Annotated in this window: 21 protein-coding genes; 2 read left to right on the forward strand and 19 right to left on the reverse strand. The window is 63.2% G+C overall.

All coding sequences use genetic code 11. The features are described from left to right. Positions 1 to 54: 54 nt before the first annotated feature. From ABZ677_RS18065 to ABZ677_RS18095, 7 genes are read right to left on the reverse strand one after another with little or no spacing between them, the layout of a single operon-like run. On the reverse strand, positions 55 to 1,392 hold the full coding sequence (locus ABZ677_RS18065; RefSeq protein WP_358371747.1) for an FAD-dependent oxidoreductase: 1,338 nt from the start codon (positions 1,390 to 1,392) through the stop codon (positions 55 to 57). Position 1,393: 1 nt separating this feature from the next. After that, entirely contained in the window at positions 1,394 to 2,401 is a 1,008-nt protein-coding gene (locus ABZ677_RS18070; protein ID WP_037194373.1) for an ABC transporter ATP-binding protein, read from the reverse strand. A gap of 54 nt (positions 2,402 to 2,455) precedes the next feature. Then, a complete protein-coding gene (locus tag ABZ677_RS18075; RefSeq protein WP_358371750.1) occupies positions 2,456 to 3,850 on the reverse strand; it encodes an aldehyde dehydrogenase family protein in 1,395 nt (464 codons plus the stop codon). Between the two features lie 6 nt (positions 3,851 to 3,856). After that, complete coding sequence (locus tag ABZ677_RS18080; protein WP_358371753.1) at positions 3,857 to 4,648, reverse strand: coniferyl-alcohol dehydrogenase; 792 nt, start codon at positions 4,646 to 4,648, stop codon at positions 3,857 to 3,859. A gap of 19 nt (positions 4,649 to 4,667) precedes the next feature. Continuing rightward, entirely contained in the window at positions 4,668 to 5,927 is a 1,260-nt protein-coding gene (locus ABZ677_RS18085; protein WP_358371756.1) for a cytochrome P450, read from the reverse strand. Then, positions 5,924 to 7,471, reverse strand: coding sequence for an acyl-CoA synthetase (locus ABZ677_RS18090; protein WP_052073953.1), 1,548 nt, complete (start codon positions 7,469 to 7,471; stop codon positions 5,924 to 5,926). The genes ABZ677_RS18085 and ABZ677_RS18090 overlap by 4 nt, the downstream gene beginning before the upstream one ends. A 17-nt stretch (positions 7,472 to 7,488) precedes the next feature. After that, positions 7,489 to 7,890: an SCP2 sterol-binding domain-containing protein gene (locus tag ABZ677_RS18095; RefSeq protein ID WP_032367170.1), complete on the reverse strand. Its 402-nt coding sequence runs from the start codon at positions 7,888 to 7,890 to the stop codon at positions 7,489 to 7,491. A 206-nt stretch (positions 7,891 to 8,096) separates the two neighbouring features. Between ABZ677_RS18095 and ABZ677_RS18100 the strand changes: the two genes are divergently transcribed. Further along, a complete protein-coding gene (locus ABZ677_RS18100) occupies positions 8,097 to 8,708 on the forward strand; it encodes a TetR/AcrR family transcriptional regulator (RefSeq protein ID WP_052047992.1) in 612 nt (203 codons plus the stop codon). Here ABZ677_RS18100 and ABZ677_RS18105 read toward each other — a convergent pair. Further along, positions 8,699 to 9,847 carry a CaiB/BaiF CoA-transferase family protein gene (locus ABZ677_RS18105; RefSeq protein WP_032367171.1) on the reverse strand — a complete coding sequence of 383 codons (1,149 nt, stop codon included), beginning with the start codon at positions 9,845 to 9,847 and terminating at the stop codon, positions 8,699 to 8,701. The genes ABZ677_RS18100 and ABZ677_RS18105 overlap by 10 nt on opposite strands. Continuing rightward, positions 9,840 to 10,703 (reverse strand): SDR family NAD(P)-dependent oxidoreductase, encoded by an 864-nt coding sequence (locus ABZ677_RS18110; RefSeq protein ID WP_037194368.1) that lies wholly within the window; start codon positions 10,701 to 10,703, stop codon positions 9,840 to 9,842. The genes ABZ677_RS18105 and ABZ677_RS18110 overlap by 8 nt, the downstream gene beginning before the upstream one ends. Positions 10,704 to 10,855: 152 nt before the next feature. Here ABZ677_RS18110 and ABZ677_RS18115 point away from each other — a divergent pair, with 152 nt between their 5' ends. Next, entirely contained in the window at positions 10,856 to 11,905 is a 1,050-nt protein-coding gene (locus ABZ677_RS18115) for an MBL fold metallo-hydrolase (RefSeq protein WP_358371761.1), read from the forward strand. A gap of 1 nt (position 11,906) precedes the next feature. Here the strand turns inward: ABZ677_RS18115 and ABZ677_RS18120 are convergent, their stop codons facing one another. From ABZ677_RS18120 to ABZ677_RS18165, 10 genes are all read right to left on the reverse strand, one after another. Continuing rightward, positions 11,907 to 12,413, reverse strand: a complete 507-nt coding sequence (locus tag ABZ677_RS18120) for a hypothetical protein (RefSeq protein ID WP_358371764.1) — start codon at positions 12,411 to 12,413, stop codon at positions 11,907 to 11,909. After that, entirely contained in the window at positions 12,410 to 12,940 is a 531-nt protein-coding gene (locus ABZ677_RS18125) for a hypothetical protein (protein WP_358371767.1), read from the reverse strand. The genes ABZ677_RS18120 and ABZ677_RS18125 overlap by 4 nt, the downstream gene beginning before the upstream one ends. A 17-nt stretch (positions 12,941 to 12,957) precedes the next feature. Then, the gene (locus ABZ677_RS18130) at positions 12,958 to 14,457 is read right to left on the reverse strand and encodes an MlaD family protein (RefSeq protein WP_358371771.1); all 1,500 of its coding nucleotides are present in this window, start codon (positions 14,455 to 14,457) and stop codon (positions 12,958 to 12,960) included. Continuing rightward, on the reverse strand, positions 14,454 to 15,554 hold the full coding sequence (locus ABZ677_RS18135) for an MCE family protein (protein ID WP_358371773.1): 1,101 nt from the start codon (positions 15,552 to 15,554) through the stop codon (positions 14,454 to 14,456). Before ABZ677_RS18135 ends, ABZ677_RS18130 begins: the two co-directional genes overlap by 4 nt. Beyond that, positions 15,554 to 16,672, reverse strand: a complete 1,119-nt coding sequence (locus tag ABZ677_RS18140; protein ID WP_358371776.1) for an MCE family protein — start codon at positions 16,670 to 16,672, stop codon at positions 15,554 to 15,556. Before ABZ677_RS18140 ends, ABZ677_RS18135 begins: the two co-directional genes overlap by 1 nt. Beyond that, positions 16,669 to 17,664, reverse strand: coding sequence for an MCE family protein (locus ABZ677_RS18145; RefSeq protein ID WP_358371779.1), 996 nt, complete (start codon positions 17,662 to 17,664; stop codon positions 16,669 to 16,671). The genes ABZ677_RS18140 and ABZ677_RS18145 overlap by 4 nt, the downstream gene beginning before the upstream one ends. A 16-nt stretch (positions 17,665 to 17,680) precedes the next feature. Next, positions 17,681 to 18,694, reverse strand: a complete 1,014-nt coding sequence (locus ABZ677_RS18150; RefSeq protein ID WP_358371782.1) for an MCE family protein — start codon at positions 18,692 to 18,694, stop codon at positions 17,681 to 17,683. Continuing rightward, positions 18,691 to 19,890 carry an MCE family protein gene (locus ABZ677_RS18155; protein ID WP_358371785.1) on the reverse strand — a complete coding sequence of 400 codons (1,200 nt, stop codon included), beginning with the start codon at positions 19,888 to 19,890 and terminating at the stop codon, positions 18,691 to 18,693. Before ABZ677_RS18155 ends, ABZ677_RS18150 begins: the two co-directional genes overlap by 4 nt. Further along, on the reverse strand, positions 19,887 to 20,705 hold the full coding sequence (locus tag ABZ677_RS18160; RefSeq protein WP_052048012.1) for an ABC transporter permease: 819 nt from the start codon (positions 20,703 to 20,705) through the stop codon (positions 19,887 to 19,889). The genes ABZ677_RS18155 and ABZ677_RS18160 overlap by 4 nt, the downstream gene beginning before the upstream one ends. 72 nt (positions 20,706 to 20,777) lie before the next feature. Then, positions 20,778 to 21,461 carry an ABC transporter permease gene (locus ABZ677_RS18165; RefSeq protein WP_094633173.1) on the reverse strand — a complete coding sequence of 228 codons (684 nt, stop codon included), beginning with the start codon at positions 21,459 to 21,461 and terminating at the stop codon, positions 20,778 to 20,780. Between the last annotated feature and the right edge of the window lie 256 nt (positions 21,462 to 21,717).

The raw sequence follows: 21,717 nt of genomic DNA on the forward strand, positions 1-21,717 counted from the left end.
ACCACTATCGAGGAGGGCGAGCTCCTGCGTCCACTACGTGGAACGCACTTCCTGCTAGGCGGGGCGTATTTCCCCCCGTCGGCGGAGTTGCCGGACGTTGTCGGCTCCGGCACCGAGCAGGTCCTTCGCGGCCCGCTCTCCTGCCAGCAGTGCCGCCTCGATGCCCGAGTGGGTGAGGAAGTCGCCCGCGAGTCGGAGGTTCGCAGGCATCGAATCCCTGGCGGTGCGCATTGCGGCGTAGTGCCCGGGAACCGGAGCGATCAGCGCTACATCCATCGGGAAGATGCGCGTGAAATCAGGCTCGACATCCGAGAATGCCATGGCCACTGCCAGACGGGCTCTGGCGACCACCTCGACCTCCGACAGGCCGTCCGTCTGAGCCGCGTCGAGCCACACGCTGGCCGTTTGAGCACCCGTCGGCACCGATCGTGGAGCGCGTCTGCCGTTCAGCAGAACTCCGTAGTTGTGGTGCACTCCCGGAGCGCCGTGCACGACGAGGTCGTAGGGCACGTCCGGCCATGGATCCCGGTGATATCCGAACACGACGTGATGGGCCGTCACCGGAACCACGGCGGACAGGGCATCGGTGATGGCGGAATCGACGACCCCGTCGAGCAGGGCCGCGGCGGTTCGAACATCGGTGGCGAGTACGGCTGCGTCTGCGTGGACCGGACCGTCCGCAGTGAGCACGGTGATCCCGTCGGTGTGGCGTTCGAGCGAGAGTGCGGGCGTACCGATCCGTACATCGTCGACGCCGTCGAGCAGCCACTCGGCAATGCGTCCGAGGCCTCCATCGGGAACGGTCAACTGGGTCCGATGCACCTGAGTCAGCAGGGTTTTGACGAATCCGGCCGAGATCTTCCTCGGATCGGCTCCGGTCAACGGGTCCATCAAGGGTCGCACGACGTACTCGAACGTTCGATCACCGAGCGAATCCCGTGACCATCTGTCCAGTGTGCGGCCGTCGTCGGCCGCGGCAAGGTCGTCGATATCGAACGGCCCCTGGTCGCGGCCCAGTGCCAAGCGTCCGATCTGTCGTACGGCGCGCAGACGATCGCCGATGGTGAGTTGCGGCAACCTCAACAAGGTCCATGGACGATCGAGCCGCACTCGGTGTTTGCGACCTGCGCCGTCCAGCACTGCGGTTCGCGCATGCCATCTCCGCATCATCGACATTCGCCCCTGCTCCCGCAGGACGGCGCGGGTCCGTGCGTACGAACCCATGACGAAGATGGCCCCGGAATCGATCTCGAAGCCGTTGTGCTCGACGGTCCGCACCCGGCCACCGATTCCGTCGGCCGCTTCCAGTACGACGGGCTCGTGCCCTTCGCGCTTCAGGATTCTGGCGGCGGCAGCGCCCGCGACACCCGCACCGATGACGGCAACGCGCATCTCAGCCCCTCACCATCCCGAATTCCTGTGTGTCCTCGTCGAGACTGCGCATGACTGCCGCCCTGGCATCGGCCGGGAGGGTGTCGACGATGAGCCGTACTCGTTCCCTGCGTCGATCGACTGCCTGTCTGCGCGGCATTCCCGGCGTCGGCTCCATCTGCGGCATGATCCCCTCGATGTCGTCGACGCCGCCGAGGTGATGACCGGCCTCCATCAGTGCGATCTCCTCGCGCATCTGCGAAGAGTCCTTCTCCTCGCTCATTCCGATCGGACCCATCATCGTTCCGTTGAGGAACTGCTTGACCGCGGGCTCGTCCGACGTCAAGAGCACCTCTCGAGGCCCGAACATCACCAACTCCTTGCGGAACAACATGCCGATGTTGTCCGGCACCGTCCGAGCGAGATTGATGTTGTGCGTGACGATCAGCGTGGTCGCATCGATCTGGGCATTGATGTTGAGTAGCAACTGACTGATGTAGGTGGTGCGGACCGGATCGAGCCCCGAATCGGGCTCGTCGACCAGAATGATCTTCGGGTCGAGAACGAGCGCTCTCGCCAATCCGGCCCGCTTGCGCATGCCGCCCGAGATCTCACCGGGCAGCTTGTCCTCCGCACCGAGCAGACCCGTCAGTTCGAGCTTCTCCATCACGATCGCGCGGATGTCGGACTCGGACTTCTTGGTGTGCTCGCGCAGCGGAAAGGCGACGTTGTCGAACAGGTTCATCGAGCCGAACAATGCGCCGTCCTGGAACAGCACGCCGAACAGCTTTCGAATCTCGTAGAGCTCCCGCGAGGAACACTGCATGATGTCGGTGCCGTCGACGACGATCGAACCCTCTTCGGGGCGTAGCAGTCCGATCAACGATTTCAAGAACACCGATTTACCTGTGCCCGAGGGCCCCAGCAGTGCACTCACCTCACCCGCCGGCAATGTCAGAGACACGTCTTTCCAGATGCTCTGCGAACCGAACGATTTGGTGAGTCCACTCACCGAGACCTCGACGCCCATCCAGTGCTCCTTCGTTTTCCAGTGAAACCGTCTGTACCACTTGCACTTCGAGCGTCAGAAGATCCTTCGCATGATCTTCTTGGCCCGCTCGGTGTAGGGCGGATAGATGACTCGAATGTCCGGCTTGAGGGTCTTCGACAGCACGGACTTGCGGTGACTCAAGGTATGGAAACCCCATTCACCGTGGTACGCACCCATACCGCTGGCACCGACACCGCCGAACGGAAGCGCGGCCACGAGGCAATGCAGCGCAACGTGATTGATGACGACTCCGCCCGCGGGAATTCTGTCGGTCATGTCTCGGGCGGCCTTCTTCGACGAGCTGAAGATGTACAGCCCCAACGGCTTCGGTCTCCGGTTGACGAATGCGATCGCATCCTCGGTCGTACGGTAGCCGACAACCGGAAGAATCGGACCGAAGATCTCGTCCGACATCGCCGGTTCCGCCACATCGGGATCGACGATGATGGTCGGCTCGATGGTCAGAGCACCCTCGTCGACGCCACCGCCCGTTACGATTCTGCCCTTCGTTTCCGCGATGTACCCGGCAAGTCTGTCGAACTGTCGTTTGTTGACGATGCGCTGGCCACCGACCTGATCGGACCTGAACTGTGCCACGGTCGCAACCAACTTCTCGACCAATCGGTCGCGCACCTTCTCGTCGACCAGAACGTAGTCGGGTGAAATACACGTCTGCCCGGAGTTGAGCAGCTTGACCCACGCGATCCGCCGTGCGACCACGTCGAGATCCGCATCGGCGGTCACGATGGCCGGACTCTTCCCTCCGAGCTCGAGAGTGACCGGCGTCAAAGTCGGTGCCGCGGCTGCCATGATCTTGCGGCCGACCTCGGTGCCACCGGTGAACAACGCGTGGTCGAATCCGAGCGCGAGCAATTCCTGAGTTGTCGCTCCGTCGCCCTCGACGACGATGACGCCGTCGGGATCGACGTACTGCGGCAACAGTGTCGCCAACAGTGCCGAGGTTGCGGGTGCAAGCTCGGAGGGCTTGACCACGGCGCAGTTGCCTGCGGCAACCGCCGCGATCAGCGGTCCCAGCGTGAGGTAGACCGGGTAGTTCCACGGTCCGATGACGAGAACGACTCCGAGCGGCTCGTCCTGAACCCACGCCGAGCCCGGAAGTTGATTGAGCGGCAAACGAACTCGCTCGGGCTTCATCCATCGGCGCAGGTGCTTGATCGCGTACTCGGCCTCACCCTTGGTCGACGTCAGGTCGCCGAGCCAGGTTTCGACGGGACTGCGACCCAGGTCCTCCGCCAACGCCGCGGCGACATCGGCCTCCCGTTCGGTGACGAGGCGAACGATGCCCTCGAGCTGCTTCAGTCGCCATTCGATCGGCCGTGTCCGGCCCGACGCATGTACTGCCCGCAACGCCTGCACACGTCGTTCCAGTGCAGGCGAGGACATTTCGCGAGTCTCTGTCGTTGTCATGTCGGCTCAGAACTCCGGTACCGGCACCGAGCCGGACAGAACCGCGCCACCGGTTCCGCCGTCGACCGTGATCGTCTCGCCGTTGACCCACCTCGCGGAGTCGGAGGCAAGGAACAGAACGACATCCGCAATGTCCTCCGGGTTCGCGTGCCTGCCGAGCATCGTTTCGAGTCCGTCGATCGTGTCGTCACCCATGGTCTCGCGGAAGTCCTTCAGGATCGGCGTGTTCACCGGGCCCGGCAGGACGGCGTTGATACGAAATCCCATCTCGTGCAATGCCAGTCCCATGGACATGACGTAGACCGTGGTGACTTCCTTCGACCAGTTGTAGGCATTGCCCTGCTGCGGATTGCTCTTGAGCCACTGTGCACCCTCCTCGAAGGTGTCGGTGGCGAGAACCTCACGAATGGTCTCGAGACGCTGTGGCCAACCGAAGCCCGCCGTGGACGAGACCACGACCACGTTGCCCTGCTCGCCAAGCCGATCGAGGAACGATTCCGTGAGGTGCCGGACCGCGAGCGAGTTGACCGCGAAAACCGTGTCGGCAGGCGCGGTTCCGGGGACGCCGGCCACGCTGAGCAGCGCGTCGAAGGTACCGTCGAGCTGTTCGATGGCCGCATCGATGCTGGATGGATTCGCCAGATCCACCTCGATGTGCCCGGTGACCGCTGCGGTCGGGGTGTTGCGATCGAGGCTGAACACCTCGGCACCTTCGGCAAGAAGCTTCTCGGCCACGCAATGGCCGATCCCTGATGCGGCACCGGTGACGACGTAGCGCTTTCCCGCGAATTCTGACATGTCTTGACCTTCCGAAAAGCTAGAGGGAGTACGGCAGTGATTTCACTGCGTGGACGAAGTTGCCGGCCAAATACGTCGGTTCGCCGACGGTGAGGCCGGGAGCGCGATGCAGCAGCTGATCGAAGATCTCGCGCAGTTGCATCTTCGCCACGAAATTTCCCATGCAGAAGTGCGGGCCACCACCGCCGAACCCTTGGTGCGGGTTGGGGTTTCGCGACAGATCGAACAGGTCCGGACGATCGAAGACCTTCTCGTCTCGATTGCCCGACGAGTAGATCATCGCGACCCAGTCCCCTGCCCGAATGTTCTCTCCACCGAGCACGGTGTCCTGGGTGGCGGTACGCCGGAATGTCATGACCGGAGAGTTGTAGCGAACGAATTCCTCGATCGCAGTGCCGATTCGGCCGTCGAAATCTCCGAGCAGGAAGTCTCGCTGGTCCGGATACAGCTGCAATGCGCGCTGAGTGAGGCTGATCGTGTTGCGCGTCGTGTCGTTTCCTGCGACCGACAACAACACGAAGAACGATCCGATCTCTTCGTCCGTCAACTTCTTGCCATCGACCTCGGCGTTGACCAGGTTGGTCATCAGGTCGCTGCGCGGGTGCGCCCGACGCTCGGCGGCGAGGTCCATTCCCAACATCAACAGACTGACGAGGGCGTCGTTGAGTACCTCACCCGGTTCTCTTCCGGCAGCGACGTCCTCGTCCGCCCACGAGACCATTCCGTCGGCATGGTGTGCAGCCTCGTTGCGTTTGTCTTCGTCGTCGAGACCCATCATTTCGTAGATGGTCCACATCGGCAGACGCTTGGACACCTGCGTGACGAAGTCTCCCGACGGTGTCTGCAGAACGTCGTCGACGATGCTGGCGGCCTGACGCTTGATCTGATCGTGGATCTTCGAGACCTGCTTCGGGGTGAACGCTGCGCTGACCAGTTTGCGCAGAGCGCCGTGGCGCGGCGAGTCCATCCCGAGGAACGACCCAGCTGCCTCCAGGATGTCGTCCGGGACTTCCTCGAACTGGAAGCCCTGTCCCGAGCAGAACAGCTCCGGATGCTTGCTGACCTCGGCAATCAACTCGTGTGAGGTACACACCCACACACCGTCGTTCTCCGGCGGCATGAGGCCACCCTCGAGCGGAGGGTGCCAGCTGATCGGTCGTTCCCGACGGAGCACCGAGAACGTCTTCTCGCGTTCGTCGGCAGTCGACGCCCAGAAACCGAGGTGCGAGACGGACAGCGGATCGTACGACCTACGAGGACTTTCGACGACAGACGTCATGACGACACCGCTCCTTGCACCTGGTAGGACTTTTCCAATTCACGCTTGACCAATTTGCCGGTGGGTGTGCGAGGCAGTTCGTCGACGAAATCGACCGAACGTGGTGCCTTGAATCGAGCGATGCGGGCGCGCACGTACTCGATGATCTCCTGCCCCAACTCGTCCGACGGCTCGACGCCCGGCTTGAGTTGAACGACAGCCTTGACCGACTGGCCCATCTCCGCATCCGGGACCCCGATGACCGCGATATCGAAGATCTTGTCGTGCATGGCCAGTACGTTCTCGATCTCCTGCGGGTAGATGTTGACCCCGCCGGAGATGATCACGAACGACTTTCGATCCGTGAGGAACAGGTAACCGTCGTCGTCGACGTATCCGAGGTCGCCGACGCTCGTCCACGTCGGATGATGCGGGTGGCGTGCTTCGTCGGTCTTCTTCTCGTCCTTGTGATAGACGAACGGCATGGTCTCGCGCGCGAAGTAGACCGTTCCGATGTCACCCGGATTCGACTCGTTGCCTTCCTCGTCGCAGATGTGGAGGTCTCCGACGACCGCCTTACCGACCGATCCGGGCTTGCGCAGCCACTCGGCCGAGGACACGAACGTCATGCCGTTCTGCTCGGTGGATCCGTAGTACTCGAACAGCACCGGGCCCCACCAATCGATCATCGCTTGCTTCACTTCGGGTGGACACGGTGCCGCGGCGTGAACGGCCAGCCGAAGACTGGAATGGCCGTAGCGCGTCCGCACGTCCTCGGGGAGCTGCAACATGCGAACGAACATCGTGGGAACGAATTGCGCGATCGTTGCGCCGTACTTCTCGATGGCCGCGAGCGCGCCCTCCGCATCGAACTTCTCCATCATCACGACCGTGCCGCCGAGCGCGTGGACGGCACCGGACCACTTCAGCGGAGCTGCGTGATAGATCGGTGCCGGTTGCAGGTACACGTCGTCGGGGCCGACCTTGAACATGTGGCCCAGCAGTCCCACGATCGGGTCGCCCGGCTGATCGACCTGGATCGGAAGCATCGCCGAGCGGATGCCCTTGGGCCGACCGGTGGTGCCGGAGGAGTACATCATGTCTGCGCCGCGCGGACGATCGACGAGCGGAATGCCGCCCTCGCTCAGCAGGTCCGAGTAGGACTCGTAACCCTCGATCGCGTCACCGAATGCGTAGGCGTGCGTCAGCGTCGGCAACAGTGCGCGAACGTCTGCGCCCAATCCGGAGAGAGCACCGGACACGAACAGCACCTTGGCATCACAATCGGTGACGATGTACGCCACCTCGTCGGCTGCGAGATTCTTGTTGACCGGCGTGATGTAGAAACCGGATTGCATTCCAGCCCAGTAGATCTCGAATACTTCTGCGGCGTTGTCGGCAAGGATCGCGATGCCGTCACCCTTCCGAAGACCGAGGCGATGCATAGCGGAGGCGAGGACGGTCGAACGCCGGTCGAGTTCGCCGTAGGTGACGGTCTGCCCGCTGCCTGCGAGGATGACCGCCGGCTTGTCCGGGTTGGACTTGGCATGGATGCCGGGATACATGTCTGTTCTCAGCCCCTTCAGACCAGCAGGTCGTCGCGGCCGTCGGCCTGAAGGGCCGCGACGTAGCTCGGATACAACTTCTTGCCCAGCGGTGCCAACTTCAGCAGGGACGCGACGTTGCCCTCGACCTTGATCTTGCTCTTGGCCATGGCCAGCGGCAGGTTGACCTTCCCCTGCCAGTACGCGTTGCCGGTGTCTGCGGACATCCGCATGGTCGCGGTCGAGGCGGACGATTCGTCGCCGCCCGTGACCTCTCCGGTCGTGGTGTCGATGACCAGGATCGACTCCGGATCGGTGTAGATCGTCTTGAGCACGATGCCGGTGTCCCTCAGCTTGGGACCGATCTCCGCGTCTGCGAACGCGGCCTCGAAGATTCCTCCGAGATACTTCTTGACCTCGTTCGAGTCTGTGAAGCTCACTGCTAAACCTCCTGGTAGACCGCCAGAATCATCTCTTTTAATCTTTGTTCTATTAGAAACAGATTCTGGACAAGCGAGTCGGAAACCCTCACACCTTGGCGCACCTGTGCGGTGCGTCACACGAACATAACTCGACTTACGGAATTACGCAAGCCTCGGACGGCCGAGGTTCCGGCAGGACGATGCCTGCCCCGTATCATCGAACGGTGAACGAACGAACATCCGTCCCGGAGCACCGGCCCGGGCCACCGCCCCGAGCCGGTGGCGACCTGAAGCGGCCGTTCTTCGAACATGCCCTCGTGCTGTTGGCCACGGTCGGCTACGGAGGCTTCAAGCAAGCCGCCCTGTGCAAATCCCTCGGTGTCACGACCGGCGCGTTCTACCACAGCTTCGGAGGGTGGAAGGATTTCTGCACCGAATTCCTCGACTTCTGGTATCAGGAACGAACCGTGCGGATCGCCGAAACCGCTCAGGCGCACAGCGATCCGGTCGAACGGTTGGGAATGCTCGTAGAGGCAGTCGGAAATCTCCCGCACCGTGCCGAGGCCGCCATCCGCGCCTGGGCCGCAGTCGATCCCACCGCGGCGCGCGTTCAACGAACGGTCGACCTGCAGCGGTACGACGTCGCCGAAGAAGCGTTCGAGCACGTCGTGTCGGACCCGCAGCTCGCGCGCCGCTACGCGCTCGCCGGGGTCGCGATGCTCACCGGGTTCGAACAATCGGTGTTGCACGACGAGGATGCCGCGGACCTCGAATGGTCACTGCGACTTCTGCTCGACGCCGCCCGCCGGGATGCGCCGTCGACTCCTCAGCCCTGAAAGGCCGCTCCGGACTCGAGCAACGGCTCAGGATCGACACCCCACTGCAGTAGTACGTCCTCGGTATGCTGCCCGACCGCGGGCGGCCCCGCCGTGACGGCCGGTTCGATGCCCGAGAATCTCGGCGCAGGCATCGGCTGCACCAGGCCGTTGTCCCGCACCACAGAACCACGGCCGCGGATGTGCGGATGATCGAGCGCCTCCAGCATGCTCAGCACGGGCGACACGCACGCGTCGGTACCGCCGAACACCGCCGTCCATTCCCGTTGCGTCCGAGTCATGAACGCAGACGCGATCACCGATGCCGTTGCCGCCCAGGTGCTCCTGTCGTTCTGAGCACCTGGGTCCAGTGCCGTCACGCCGAGTCCGTCGAGCAGCAGCGCATAGAACTTCGGCTCGATGGCTCCGACTGCCATGTGTCGGCCGTCCCGGGTCTCGTACACCCCGTAGTACGGCGCTCCGCCGTCGAGCATGTTCACCCCGCGGGTATCGGACCACGTACCGGTGTTCATCAGCGCGTGGGTGCCGGCCAGCAGGTGCGCAGTGCCGTCGACGATCGCCGCGTCCACCACGCGACCACGCCCGGTCACCCTCGATTCCAGCAATGCCGCCAGGACGCCCATCACCAGATAGGTACTGCCGCCACCGAAGTCGCCGACGAGGTTCAGCGGAATCTGCGGAGGGCCGCCCGCATCACCGATGGCGTGGAGCGCGCCGGTGATGGCGATGTAGCCGATGTCGTGTCCGGCGCTGGTGGCCAGCGGACCGTCCTGACCCCAACCGGTCATCCGGCCGTAGACCAGCGCGGGATTACGTGCGTGACAGTCGTTCGGTCCGATTCCCAGCCGCTCGGCGACACCCGGCCGCCCACCTTCGATCAGAATGTCGGCACGCTCCACCATCGTCAGCACGGCATCGACCGCATCGCGAGACTTCAGGTCCAGACCGACCGAGCGTTTGCCTCGATTGAGGATGTCCTGCTCCGGCTTTCCCGGGAACACTCCGAGTCCGCCTGGACGTTCCACCCGAACGACCTCGGCACCCATGTCCGCCAGAGTCATTCCGGCGAACGGGGTAGGTCCCATTCCCCCGATCTCGAGAACCCGGATGCCCGAGAGGGGTCCGGGATGCTCAGCCAAGAGGGTTCGATCCCACGCGCGCGCCGCTGAGATCGGTGATCTCCGACCACCGTTCGGCGACGACACCGACCGACGGGGGCGTCTCGAACCTGACGCCGTCGTTCTGGAACTGAGCAACCCGATACACCGCTCCGCCGCCCGCGACGAAAACCGAGCCCGTGGTGGTCGACTCCTCGGTCAGCAGATATCCGACCACCGGTGCCACGAAGGCGGGCGGAAGCGTGTCCAGAAGGTCCTGCGGAGCGATGCCTTCGGTCATCCTGGTTGCGGCCATCGGCGCGACAGCGTTGACGAGAATGTTGCTTCGCTCCCCCTCGATCGCCAGCGTGTTGAGCAACCCGACCAGCCCTGCTTTGGCGGCGCCGTAGTTGGCCTGACCGAAGTTCCCGAACAAGCCACTCGTCGAGGTGGCCATCACGATTCGCCCGAATCCCTGTTCCTTCAGGTGCGGCCACGCTGCGCGAGTGATGTTGAAGCTGCCGTACAGGTGCACCTTCATCACGGCATCCCACGATTCGGGGGTCATCTTGGCAAAGGACCCGTCACGGAGGATTCCGGCGTTGTTGACGATCCCGTGGACCGCTCCGAAAGTCGATATCGCAGTATCGATCACCCGCTGGGCACCGTCGGTGGTCGAGATGTCGTCGTAGTTGGCGACCGCCTCACCGCCCGCGTCGCGGATTTCGGCGACCACGTCGTCCGCCATCGCCGAACCGCGTCCCGAACCGTCCTTGGATCCGCCGAGGTCGTTGACGACGACCCGAGCGCCTTCCGCGGCCGACAGCAATGCGTACTCGCGGCCCAGTCCGCCGCCGCTTCCCGTGACGACCACGACGCGGTCCTTGACTCCTGGCATGTCGATTCTCCTTGGCATTCGAGTTGATGTTCGAGATCACCGGCCGATCGACGGCGTCCATCGATGCGAACCTCGCATCGTCGACACTTTTTATCACATGTTAAATTCGATGAGAATGCCCGACCCGTTTCACCAGCGAGGGAGTACCGGCCGTGAATGGATCCACTCGAGCACCGGAGTGCACCACCACCACACCTCCGATCGAGGTGGGCCAGTGGGAATTCGTGGCCGACAACGTCCTGCGAATACCTCTGCCCCTTCCGATACCGGAACTGAAGAGCGTCAACTGCTACGCCCTGTTGGGCACCGACGGAGTCACCCTGATCGACCCGGGTTGGGTGTCCGAGGACACCGAGAAGTCGCTGAACGCCGCTTTGACAGAGGCCGGCTCCTCGATGGACGAGGTCTCGACAATGCTTGTCACGCACTCGCATTGGGACCACTACACCCAGGCATACGCACTGCACCGAGAGCGTAGAACCACCCTGCTGCTCGGACGGAACGAGCAACACAGCATTCGCGCGTGGGCCGAACTCGACGGGGCATTCCCGAACCAGGTCGGATTGCTCGACGGGGCAGGCGCGGACGAACATGCGAGACGACTCGAAGCCACGCCGGTTGCCGACACCGAGAAACACACGGCGTACGGGCATCCGACCCAGTACCTCGACGGGGACGAGAACCTTCGACTGTCCGGAACCGTCGTCAAAGTACTGTCCACACCGGGACATACACGCGGACACCTGGTGTTTCACGACAAGACGAGCAACCTGTTGTTCAGCGGCGATCACGTACTGCCCCGGATCACCCCGTCGATCGCTTACGAGCGCTCCCCGGACCGGATGGCCCTACGGTCCTATCTGACGTCACTTCGACTGCTCGTCGATCATGCTCCGGCCGAGATGATGCCGGCCCACGGAATCCCGCAGCCGGTCGTTCACGAGCGAGCTCAGGAATTGATCGACCATCACGAAGCCCGACTACGTGAAGTACTCGAACTGATCGACGCCGGAGCATCGACCGGACTCGCCATCGCGTCGGCCATGAAGTGGACACGACGCAACATCGGTTTGGCCGAACTGGCCCCGAACCAGCAGTGGACGGCGATCCTCGAAGCCGTCGCGCACGCAGACCTCCTCGAATGGCGCGGCTACGTCTCCCGAACCACCGACGGCCTGACGGACTCGTACCGCCCACTCTGACTCACACCGGGTGCAGGTCCGAGATCTTCCATCCCTGATCGGTATCGACCAGTGCCACGACGACTCTGCTGCCGGCAAGAGCGGGTGCCGGATCCGCGGTGGTGGTCGTCGTCTGGTTGACGAACATGAGCAGGGTCGCGGAATCGACGTCGACGTCGACGATCGAGGTCTCCACCACGGTGGCGTCGGTCGTCACGCTCTTGTCCTTGGAGGTCGGAGCGATCACCGTCGTCGAGAGCTCACCGAACTGGTCCTTGAACTCCCCGGTGAGAGCATCGGACGCGTCGGTCAAGGCAGTATCGACCGTGTCGGGTGTGTAGGAGAGCAGACGCGGAACCTGTTCGCCTGCAACCGCCGTCGCCGCTGTCCGTGCGGCACTGATCTGCTCGTCCGTACGCGCCTCGGACCAGGTCCAGGCCGCTCCTGTGATCGCTCCGACCGTCAGCACTCCGAGAATCGACGCGGTGACCTTCGCGGTTCGTCGCGACCACCGCCCAGGACGCCTCATGCGACGAACTCCACGTTCGACACGAGCCAGGACTCGTCGATGTGTTCCAGGCTGATCTTCATGCGATACGTCCTTTCCTCCCCATCGGGAGCTTCCGTGTTCTTCACGGTGGACGTCACTGCCGCCAACACCGTCGCGGCGTTCTCGTCCGACGTGACGACGCCTGCTTCGTTCACCTGTCCCGTCGAGTCGACCTGCCCGTCACCGAGCACCTCCTCGAAACTGCCGGACACATCGGAGAATTGGTTCCGAAAATCACCCGTCGTCGATGCCAGAATGCGGTCCAGGTCGTCACGAGCGGACGAATATCGAAGCGTGACGAGATTGACCGCAGCGGCGCGGGCAGTGCTGAGCACCGCGTCGTTGCGAGCGGTGACCTCACGACCGTCGCGGCTCTGGACGGTGAACACCGCCGCCGCGGCCACTGCACTCACGAACAGTACGAGCAACACCGCGCACAGCGCGGTCAGCCGTCGGCCGGCGCCGTTGCCTGCGGTGGACGTGCTCTCTGCACTCGAATCCTCCACCGGCTCATCCTGTGTCGCTACTTCCTCAGTGGGGTCAACCACAGATCCTGCCATGTTCGAAGCTCCTTTCCATTGTTCGTGTCGTCGACGCCGGAGAGCGTGTACATCTTTCCGTCGGGAGCGAAGAAGTTGCCCGTGGACGGGTCGTACGGCACCGATTCACCCGTGTCACGGAACCCCAACATTCCCTCCTCCGCTTCGGTCGTGGGTTCCGTTGCGGCCGGTACCGACTCGGCAACGGGCGCAGCCGGAGCGATCGGAGCGACCACGGGCGCAGGCACGGTCTGGCCGGGGCCGGTGGCACCGTTCGGGCGTGCCAACATCTCGGCCCAGGTCGAGGGCAGCCCGCGGGGGCAATTGGCCACCTCTGCTGTCCGCACCGACCGATCGGTTGCACACGGCTGGTTTCGCGCACTGCGCACCGCACGCGGATCATCCTGAGGGAGTGTGCAATACGCATTGGTGTCGGGGTCCATGGGCGAGGTGTCGGACGGGTCGCGGCGCTCGATACCACCGAACCCCTCCGTGCAGGGTGCGGGCCGCTGTGTACTGCCGAGCTTGACATCCAGTGGACCCTGACCCCGATCGGGATCTCCCCCGAGCGGGAATTCGCGGAACACGTTGCCCACAGCCGAGGACAGTGCCGGGTAGACGACCAGAACGTGTTCGATCCCGGGGAGATTGACCTGCGCAACCTGACCGACGGTCTGCAGGTTCGCCAGCATCATCGGTAGGGCCGGCTGGAGTTGGGTGAACGCAGAGCTCACCGTGTCGGCAAAGCCGGGACCGACGTCGAGGGTGTCGCGGATCTGCGCGTCGTTCGCCACCAACTGCTCGGAGAACCCGTTCAGATCCGACACCGAGGACAGCGTCTGTGGGCGAACGTCGATGCCGGTGTCCAGCAACGGTTCCGAGTCCTCGATCAGGCGAACCGTGGGATCGACGTTCGCCAACGCGAGTGAGACCAACGACTGCGACGAGTCGAGCAGCCGCGCCAGATCCGGCCCGAGACCGTTGAAGGCGTCGAACGATTCGTCGATCGTCGTACGCAGGTCTTCGCCGGGAACCGACGCCAGTAGAGCCTGGGCGTTGGACAGCAGCGTTCCCGTCGAGGTCGGCACCGACGTCGAGTCGACCGAGACTTCGGATCCGTCCACCAGGAACGGGCCGTCCTCCGATTCCGGTGTGAAATCCACATACTGCTCGCCGATGGCGGAGACGCTCTTGACGGCGGCTGCAGACGACGCCGGGATCGAATACTCCGAGTCGATCTGGAGCTCGGCAACCACATCGGTCGGCGTGACCGAGACGCTGCGGACCAACCCGACGTCGATGCCGCGATACGTCACGATCGCGTTCTCGTACAGCCCCGCCGCATCGACGAAATGGGCCTCGACGGTATAGGTCCCGATCCCGGTGACCCGTTTGAGTCCGAGGTAGTTGTAGGTGACGTACGACAGGCTCACCACGGTCAGGACCAGAAACACCACCAACTGGGCACGAACGAACTTGGTCATCGCGGTTCCCCTCCGCCCACGGGAGCGAGCAACGGGTCGACGGCACCGGTGGCCGTTCGTATTCCGAGCAACGAGGCCGGGTCGGGAATGCTGCCGAGTACGTCGTTCTGCAGAGTCGGAATCGAGATGTCGAGATTCATGAACAGGTTGATGTAGTCACCGCGAATCGTGTTGGCGGCCGTCGTGACCGGGAACGGAATCGTGCCTGCAATGATCAACGAATTGGCCAGTGTGGAGCCGGTCGCAGCCAGTTCGGTCAACGTGGGAGCCAGGTTGGCCAGGTTGGCGGTCAGATCGTCCTTGCTCGCGTCGAGTGCCTCGTTCGCCACTGCGGCCGCCGATCCCACCGACCCGAGCATGTCGCGCAGCAACTGCTGCTGGTCGTCGAGCACCTCGAGCGCCGGTTGTATCGACGTCACCGCCCGGTCGATGGTGCCCGTCTGAGAAGCGAGTTCACCGCTGAGCCGGTCGAGTGAGTCGATCGCTCTGACGATGTCCTGACGCTGCGAATCGAGACCGTCGACGAAGGTGGCCACCCGGCCGAAGAGAGCGTTGATCTCTTCCTCGTTGCCACCGAGCGCAGCGTTGGATTCTCGGGTGATCGTTCTGATCTGCTGCAGTCCACCACCGTTGAGCAACAGCGAGAGCGTGGACAGCACCGCTTCGGTTTCCGGAAAGCGGCTGGTCCGCGACAGCGGGATGACGTCACCGTCGCGCAGCTGCCCGACGGTCTCCTGCCCCGCCGGCGTGGCGAGCTCCAGGTACTGCGCACCGAGCAGGCTCTTCTGCGCCAGCGTCGCCGTGGAGTTCGAGCCGAGGTGCGCATCCTGCCGAAGATCGACGGTCAGTACTGCGATCGAGGAATCGACCCGAACCGATCGAACGGTTCCGATCGTGACGTTGCCCGCCTTCACCTCGGAGTTACCGACCAGGTTCTGCACGTCCGCCATCTCGACCTCGATCGTGAACACCGGCTCTCCCCCGGTCGAGTTGCCGGGAAGCGCAAAGGAATTGAGGCCGTCGAACGAGCATCCCGTGACCGCCCCCATGGCAGCCAGTGTTGCCGCAGCGGCGACGCCGCGTACACGCGTGTTCATCAGCGTTCACCTTCTTCGGGGCTGTCCGCGGCCGGTGCCGGTGGAGCCGCGTACGCAGCCACACCACCGAGTTGAGCTGCGATGTCGGCACATTGATTCTGGGGTGCTCCCACGGTCGTGAGCAGTCCGCAGATGAAGTTGAGCGGGTCGACCCGATCCGGCACCGCCAATGCCCCGGTCAGTGAATTGGCCGACGGATCCCAGATGTTGTACAGGTTGGACAATGCTGTCGGTGCCACGTGCAGCAGCTCGGCGATGTCGTCCTCACGATTGACCAGAAGCTGTGTGATGTCGACCAACTGGGTGACATCGGTACTCAACTGGTCCTTGTTGTCCGCCACGAACGTGCGCACCTGCTCCATCGCCGGAACCAGCTCCTGCAGTGCTGCATCGAATTCGGTTCTGTTGTTGTTCAACAGAGTCGACAGGTCCGCCAACTGCCGAACGAAACGATCGACTTGTTCGTCGTTGGCCGAGAGCGCGGAGACGAAAGCCTGCAGATTGCGGACCGTAGCGAAGATGTCCTCGCCGCTGTCGTTCAACGTGGTCGTCGCCTCGGACAGGCTTCGCACCGTTTCTCCCAGTGTGGAGCCGTTGCCGGACAGCGCGTCTGCCGACGAGGCCAGCAGCTCGTTGACCGAACCGTCCGCGTTGAGACCTTCCGGGCCGAGATCTGCCGTCAACTGCGAGAGCTGGTCCTTCAGTTGGTCGAACTCCACCGGAACAGCGGTGCGCTCGACGGGAATGGCGGCGCCGTCGCTCAACGTCGGCCCACCCGAATACGTCGGAGCCAGTTGAACGTAACGTCCTGTCACGAGCGTCGGGGCGACGATCGCTGCGCTCGCATCGGCGGGCACGTCGTACGCGCTGTCGAACGTCAGGTGCACACGAACGGTTGCGCCCTGGGGAGTGATCGCGTCGACAGTTCCGACCGGGACACCGGCTATGGTGACCGGGTCTCCCTCGTACAGCCCGACCGAGTTGGTGAAATCGGCGGTGACGCTGATCTTCGACATATGTCCCACGGCCACGATCGCCACCGATGCGAGTAGAGCGCACACGACCAGACCTATCACGAGAGGTCCGGTGGCGGGCATCCATCGACTCGCGCGCTTCATCGCTCTCCTCCGAAGCTGTTGGGGAGCTGACCACGTAGATCGGTGGGGACGAGGTTCTGGATGATCACCTGGAAGTAGGGACCGGACGCCACCGACTCGCCCAGTTGCCGTACGAACGGGGCAGCCCTGGTCAAGCTCTGGTTCAGGTTGTCGTAGTTGTTCTGCAGTAGCTGCGCGATCTTGTTCAGCTGGTCGAGTGTCGGCCCGATCTGCTCACGGTTCTCCGACACGGTCGCCGTCAACTGTGCCGATACCGATCGAATGTTCAGTAGCAGCGAGTGCACGGTGTCCGACCGCTCGTTCAACGAGGTGAACAATGCTTGGCCATCGGTGAAGAGTTGCGAGAGTTGAGTATTGCGCTCGGCGAGTACGCCGGTCACTCCGTCGGCGTGCTCGAACAGTGAGTGCAGCTCGTCGTTTCGGGACGAGACCGTCTGCGAGAGCCGGTTCACGCCCTCGAGTGATCCGCGCAGATCGGCGGGCAGTCGATCGAAGACCTGACCGGCGGTGTCCAAGGTTCCCGACAGGTCCGGCACATCGGTGTCCGTGACCGTTCGGGTCAGATCCGACAACGAGGTACTGACGTCGAAGCTGGCGCGCGTGCGCTCACGTGGAATGGTCGAGCCCGGCCGCAGCACGTCGGAACCGGCCGGCTCCAGATCGAGATAGCGTCGTCCCAGCGCGGTCTGGACCTTGATGGCGGCCTCGGTTCGGTCGCCGAGAACCACGTCGGTCGTCGTCGCCGAGAACTCGACCTCGACGACGCCGTCGTCGAGTCCGATGTCGGATACCTTTCCGACCTTGACACCGCTGATCTGCACGTCGTCTCCCGTGTGCAGACCCGAGGCATCGACGAACTCCGCTGTGTAGGTGTTGCTTCCGTTCAGGAACTGGAGCGAGTCGAAGTTGAAGGCAACGACGAGCGCGAGAACTATGCCCACTGTTCCTGCGATCCCGATGGGGACCGGGTTCCTGTCTCGGAACGGCTTCATTGCTGGTACCCCTCGATCATTGCTGGCACCTCTGCGTCGGCGATACGGCCATGGGGGTGGTGAGCTGGTCACTGAACTTGATTGCCACACCGCAGAGGTAGAAGTTGAAGAAGCTGCCGTAGGTGCCACGGCCGAGCAACTTGTACGCCTGGGGAAGCTGGCCGAGCACCATGTTCAACGTGTCGCTACTGGCGTTCAAGTTCGACGACAATGCGCCCAGCTGCGTGATGTCCTGTTGCAGAGAGGGTCTGGATTCAATCAGGACGGACGACAGCGTCGCGGTCACCGCATCGACGTTCGTGATCGCGTCTGTCACGCGCACCCGGTCATCGGACAGTCCTGTGACTATCTTCTGCAGTCGATCGATCATCGACGAGAACTGTCCGCGCCTGCTGTCGACGGTGACCAACACGTTGTTCAGGTTCGTGATCACTCGGCCGATCACCTCGTCCTTGTCCGCCAAGGTTCCGGTGAGCGAACCGATCTGCTGCACCAACGAACCGATGACCTGCGACTGTCCGTTGAGCACTTGGACGAGTGAGGACGTGAACATGTTCGTGTCCTCGGGACTGAGCCCCTGCAGCAGCGGCTTGAAGCCGTTGACGAGTTCGTCCAGATCGAGGGCCGCCTGGGTCTTGTCCAGGGGCACCGTCGATTCGTCGGGAAGGGCGTCGAGACTGCCTGGGCCCTGGGACACTTCGAGGTATCGATCACCGATGAGATTCTTGAACTTGATCGCCAGTGTGGTGCCCGAGGTCAAGACGATCGCGCGGTCCACCGTGAACGAGACCTTGCTGACGACGTTCGAGCCGTCCATCGCGAGGTCGACCGAATTCACCTTGCCCACCGGGACCCCGGCGAGCTTGACGTCCTCGCCCGACACGATTCCCGACGCGTCCGCGAACACCCCCACGAACGTCCGAGTCGGTCCGAATCTCATGTTTCCGACCACCGTTGCCAGAAGCGCGGTCGTGAGCGCCGTGATGATCATGAACACGATCAACTTCAGGCCCGGAGCTCTGGCGGTCATCGGCCGAAGATGAAGGTCGGCCCGTACAACAGTTTCAGCAACGGGGAGTCGGCGAGTTCACCGGCGGTGAACTCTCGTGTGTAGGCCTCGCTGCCGTCGTGGAACTGCACGTGCGGAGGCAGTGGATCGCTGTAGTCGACGGGAGTGCTCCGGCAGTTGGGTCCGTCGTCGAGACCGACCAGAGGCAGGTTGTTCGGGTAGGTGTACTCGGGCTGGCCGACGATGATGGTGGACTGCACGTTCAGTCCCGGCTTCGTTCCACCGATCACCTGCTCGAGCCGCGGAACGTTCTGGCTCATACCTTGGAAGAAGCACACGGTCTGTGGTGAGTACCTCGCCAACAGAGCCGTGGTCGGCCTCAGTGCGGACAGTGCTGAGATCATCGGTTCCTTTACGTTCCGGAAGAAGTCGTCGCCCGTGTTGCCCAATGCGGTGAAGCTGACCAGGAATGCAGTGAGCTGCGCCTGCTTGTCGACCACGGTGTCGCTGCTCGTGCTGACATTCGCAGCGAGAGAGAGGAATTCGGGTGTTGCGTCGGCGAAGGTATCGAGGTTGTCGGCACTTTTCGGGATGTCGCGTTGCAGTGTGGGGATGCTGCCGTTGAACTGTGCGAGGTACCGGTCGAGATCGGTGAGCAGAGTGCCTGCCTGCTCGCCCCTACCGTCGAGGGCGGTCGCCACTGCACTCAGAGTCGCATTGACCTTCTGCGGGTCCACGACGTCGAGCAACGACACCAGTTTCGCGAACACGTCGTTGACTTCGACGGTGACGGAGCCGCCGTCGATGGTCGACCCCGGACGCAGCGAGGACGGCGACGGGTCGGCCGGCATCTCGAGAGTGACGAACTTGCGACCGAAGACCGTGGTCGGTTCGAGATGCACAGCGACGTTCGACGGGACCTTGCGAAGTTCGTCGGGCGTGATCGCGAGGGTGAGAACGGCGCTCCCGTCCCGATATTCGACTGTGTCGACGGAGCCGATCACCACCCCTCGCAGCTTCACATCCGACCCCGGATCCATGAGAAGGCCGGATCGGTCGAGTTCGAGCGTGATCGCCTCGGTTGTGGTGAACAGACCACGGTAGAACGCAGTGGACAGCCAGGCCAACGCCACCACGGCCACGATCAGCACCGCCCCGAGTACCAGATACACGGACGGGGACACCTGGCCCGCTGGGCGCGTCCGCGTGCGCGTCATCCCGAAATCCGAACGTTGGACGCAGGGCCGCCGAACACGGCGATACCGATCAGGAGGTCGACGAGCATGATGGCGATCAGCGACGTTCGGACCGCGCGCCCCACTGCCACACCGACGCCTGCCGGGCCGCCGCTGGCGTTGTACCCGTGGTAGCAGTGGACCGACATCACGATGAGCGCCATGGCAAGGACTTTCAGCAGCGACCAGAGCACGTCGCTGGGCACGAGGAAGACGTTGAAGTAGTGGGCGTAGGTGCCACTCGACTCACCTGCCAGCACCACGGTGACCAATTGTGTTGCGAGATAACCCATGATGAGCGCGATCGCGTAGAGCGGGATCACCGCCACGAAGCCGGCGATGATGCGCGTCGTCACCAGATACGGCATGGACGGCACCGACATCGATTCGAGTGCGTCGATCTCCTCGCTGACTCGCATGGCACCCAGTTGTGCAGTGAATCCGGCACCGACCGTGGCAGTCAACGCCACTCCGGTCACCACGGGAATGGCCTCGCGGGTATTGATGAATGCCGAGACGAACCCGGCGAGCGCGGCAATGCCCACGTTGCCGAGAGTCTTCGTTCCCTGCTGACCGACCTCGTATCCCGCTGCCGCAGTGAGGAAACCGATGACCACGACGCTTCCGCCGATCACGGCCAGAGCGCCTGTCCCGAGTGAGACCTCGGCGATGAGTCGGACGACTTCCTTGCGATAGTGCACGATGGTGCGTCGGATCCACAGGAAACTGCGGAGATGAAAATGCACCTGCTGACCCAGTCCGACCAAGGCATCCTGGGGCTTTCGCGTCGTGCGCAGTACTCCGCGAGCAAAACGGGATCCGCCTGCTCCGGATTTCGTCAACGAATCGAACACGCTCGGCCTTCCTGACTACTTCAACTGAAGTGAGATGGTCGTGATGATCGAGTTCGCGAGGAACAGCAGCACGAAGCTGAACACGACCGTTTGGTTGACAGCGTCACCGACGCCCTTCGGTCCGCCTTTGGCACGAAGACCCAGGTGGCAGGCAACCAACCCGGCGAGTAGTCCGAACACTGCAGCCTTGAGTTCACTGACGATCAGATCGCCGAAACTGGTGAGCACCGGAATGCTGGTGATGAATTGTCCTGGTGTCGCACCCTGCAGGAACACCGCGAACGTGTAGCCGCCGACCAGCCCGACAGTGGTCACCAGACCGTTCAGGAAGAGAGCCACGACCATGGAGGCGAGTACTCGTGGAACGACGAGGCGATGAACGGGATCGATGCCGAGTACTTCCATCGCGTCGAGTTCCTCGCGAATCTTCCTCGATCCCAGGTCGGCGCAGATGGCGGTTGCACCGGCTCCGGCCACCACCAGCACGGTCACGACCGGTCCGATCTCGCGAACCACGGCCAATCCTGCTCCTGCACCGGAGAAGTCGACAGCGCCGATTTCGGTGAGCAGGAGGTTGATCTGGAAGACCACGATGACGCAGAAGGGAATCGCCATCAACAGAGTCGGGACGATCGAGACACTGGCGATGAACCACGCCTGTTGCACGAATTCACGAAAGTGGAACGGCGGCTTGAACATCAAGCGAAACACGTCGAGCGCGGTCGCGTAGAAGTTACCGATCTGACGTGGGGCTCCGACGGCAGCCTGTTCTATGACGTTTTTTACTTTGCATTCAGAACTCACGACAAGCCGGTCCCCTCTCGATTCCTACGTCGGTTGTCCGCGGACGCATTTCGCTTCCTGCCCGCAGCGCACCCTGCCTGTCCGGCAGCGGCGACGAACCGGCTTCCCCGCGGGCCGCTCGCGCCTGTGAAGCCTGTCACAAGCGTCGGCC

This window comes from Rhodococcus sp. NPDC006774, from assembly GCF_040636045.1.
In the GTDB taxonomy this organism is placed as follows: Bacteria; Actinomycetota; Actinomycetes; order Mycobacteriales; family Mycobacteriaceae; genus Rhodococcoides.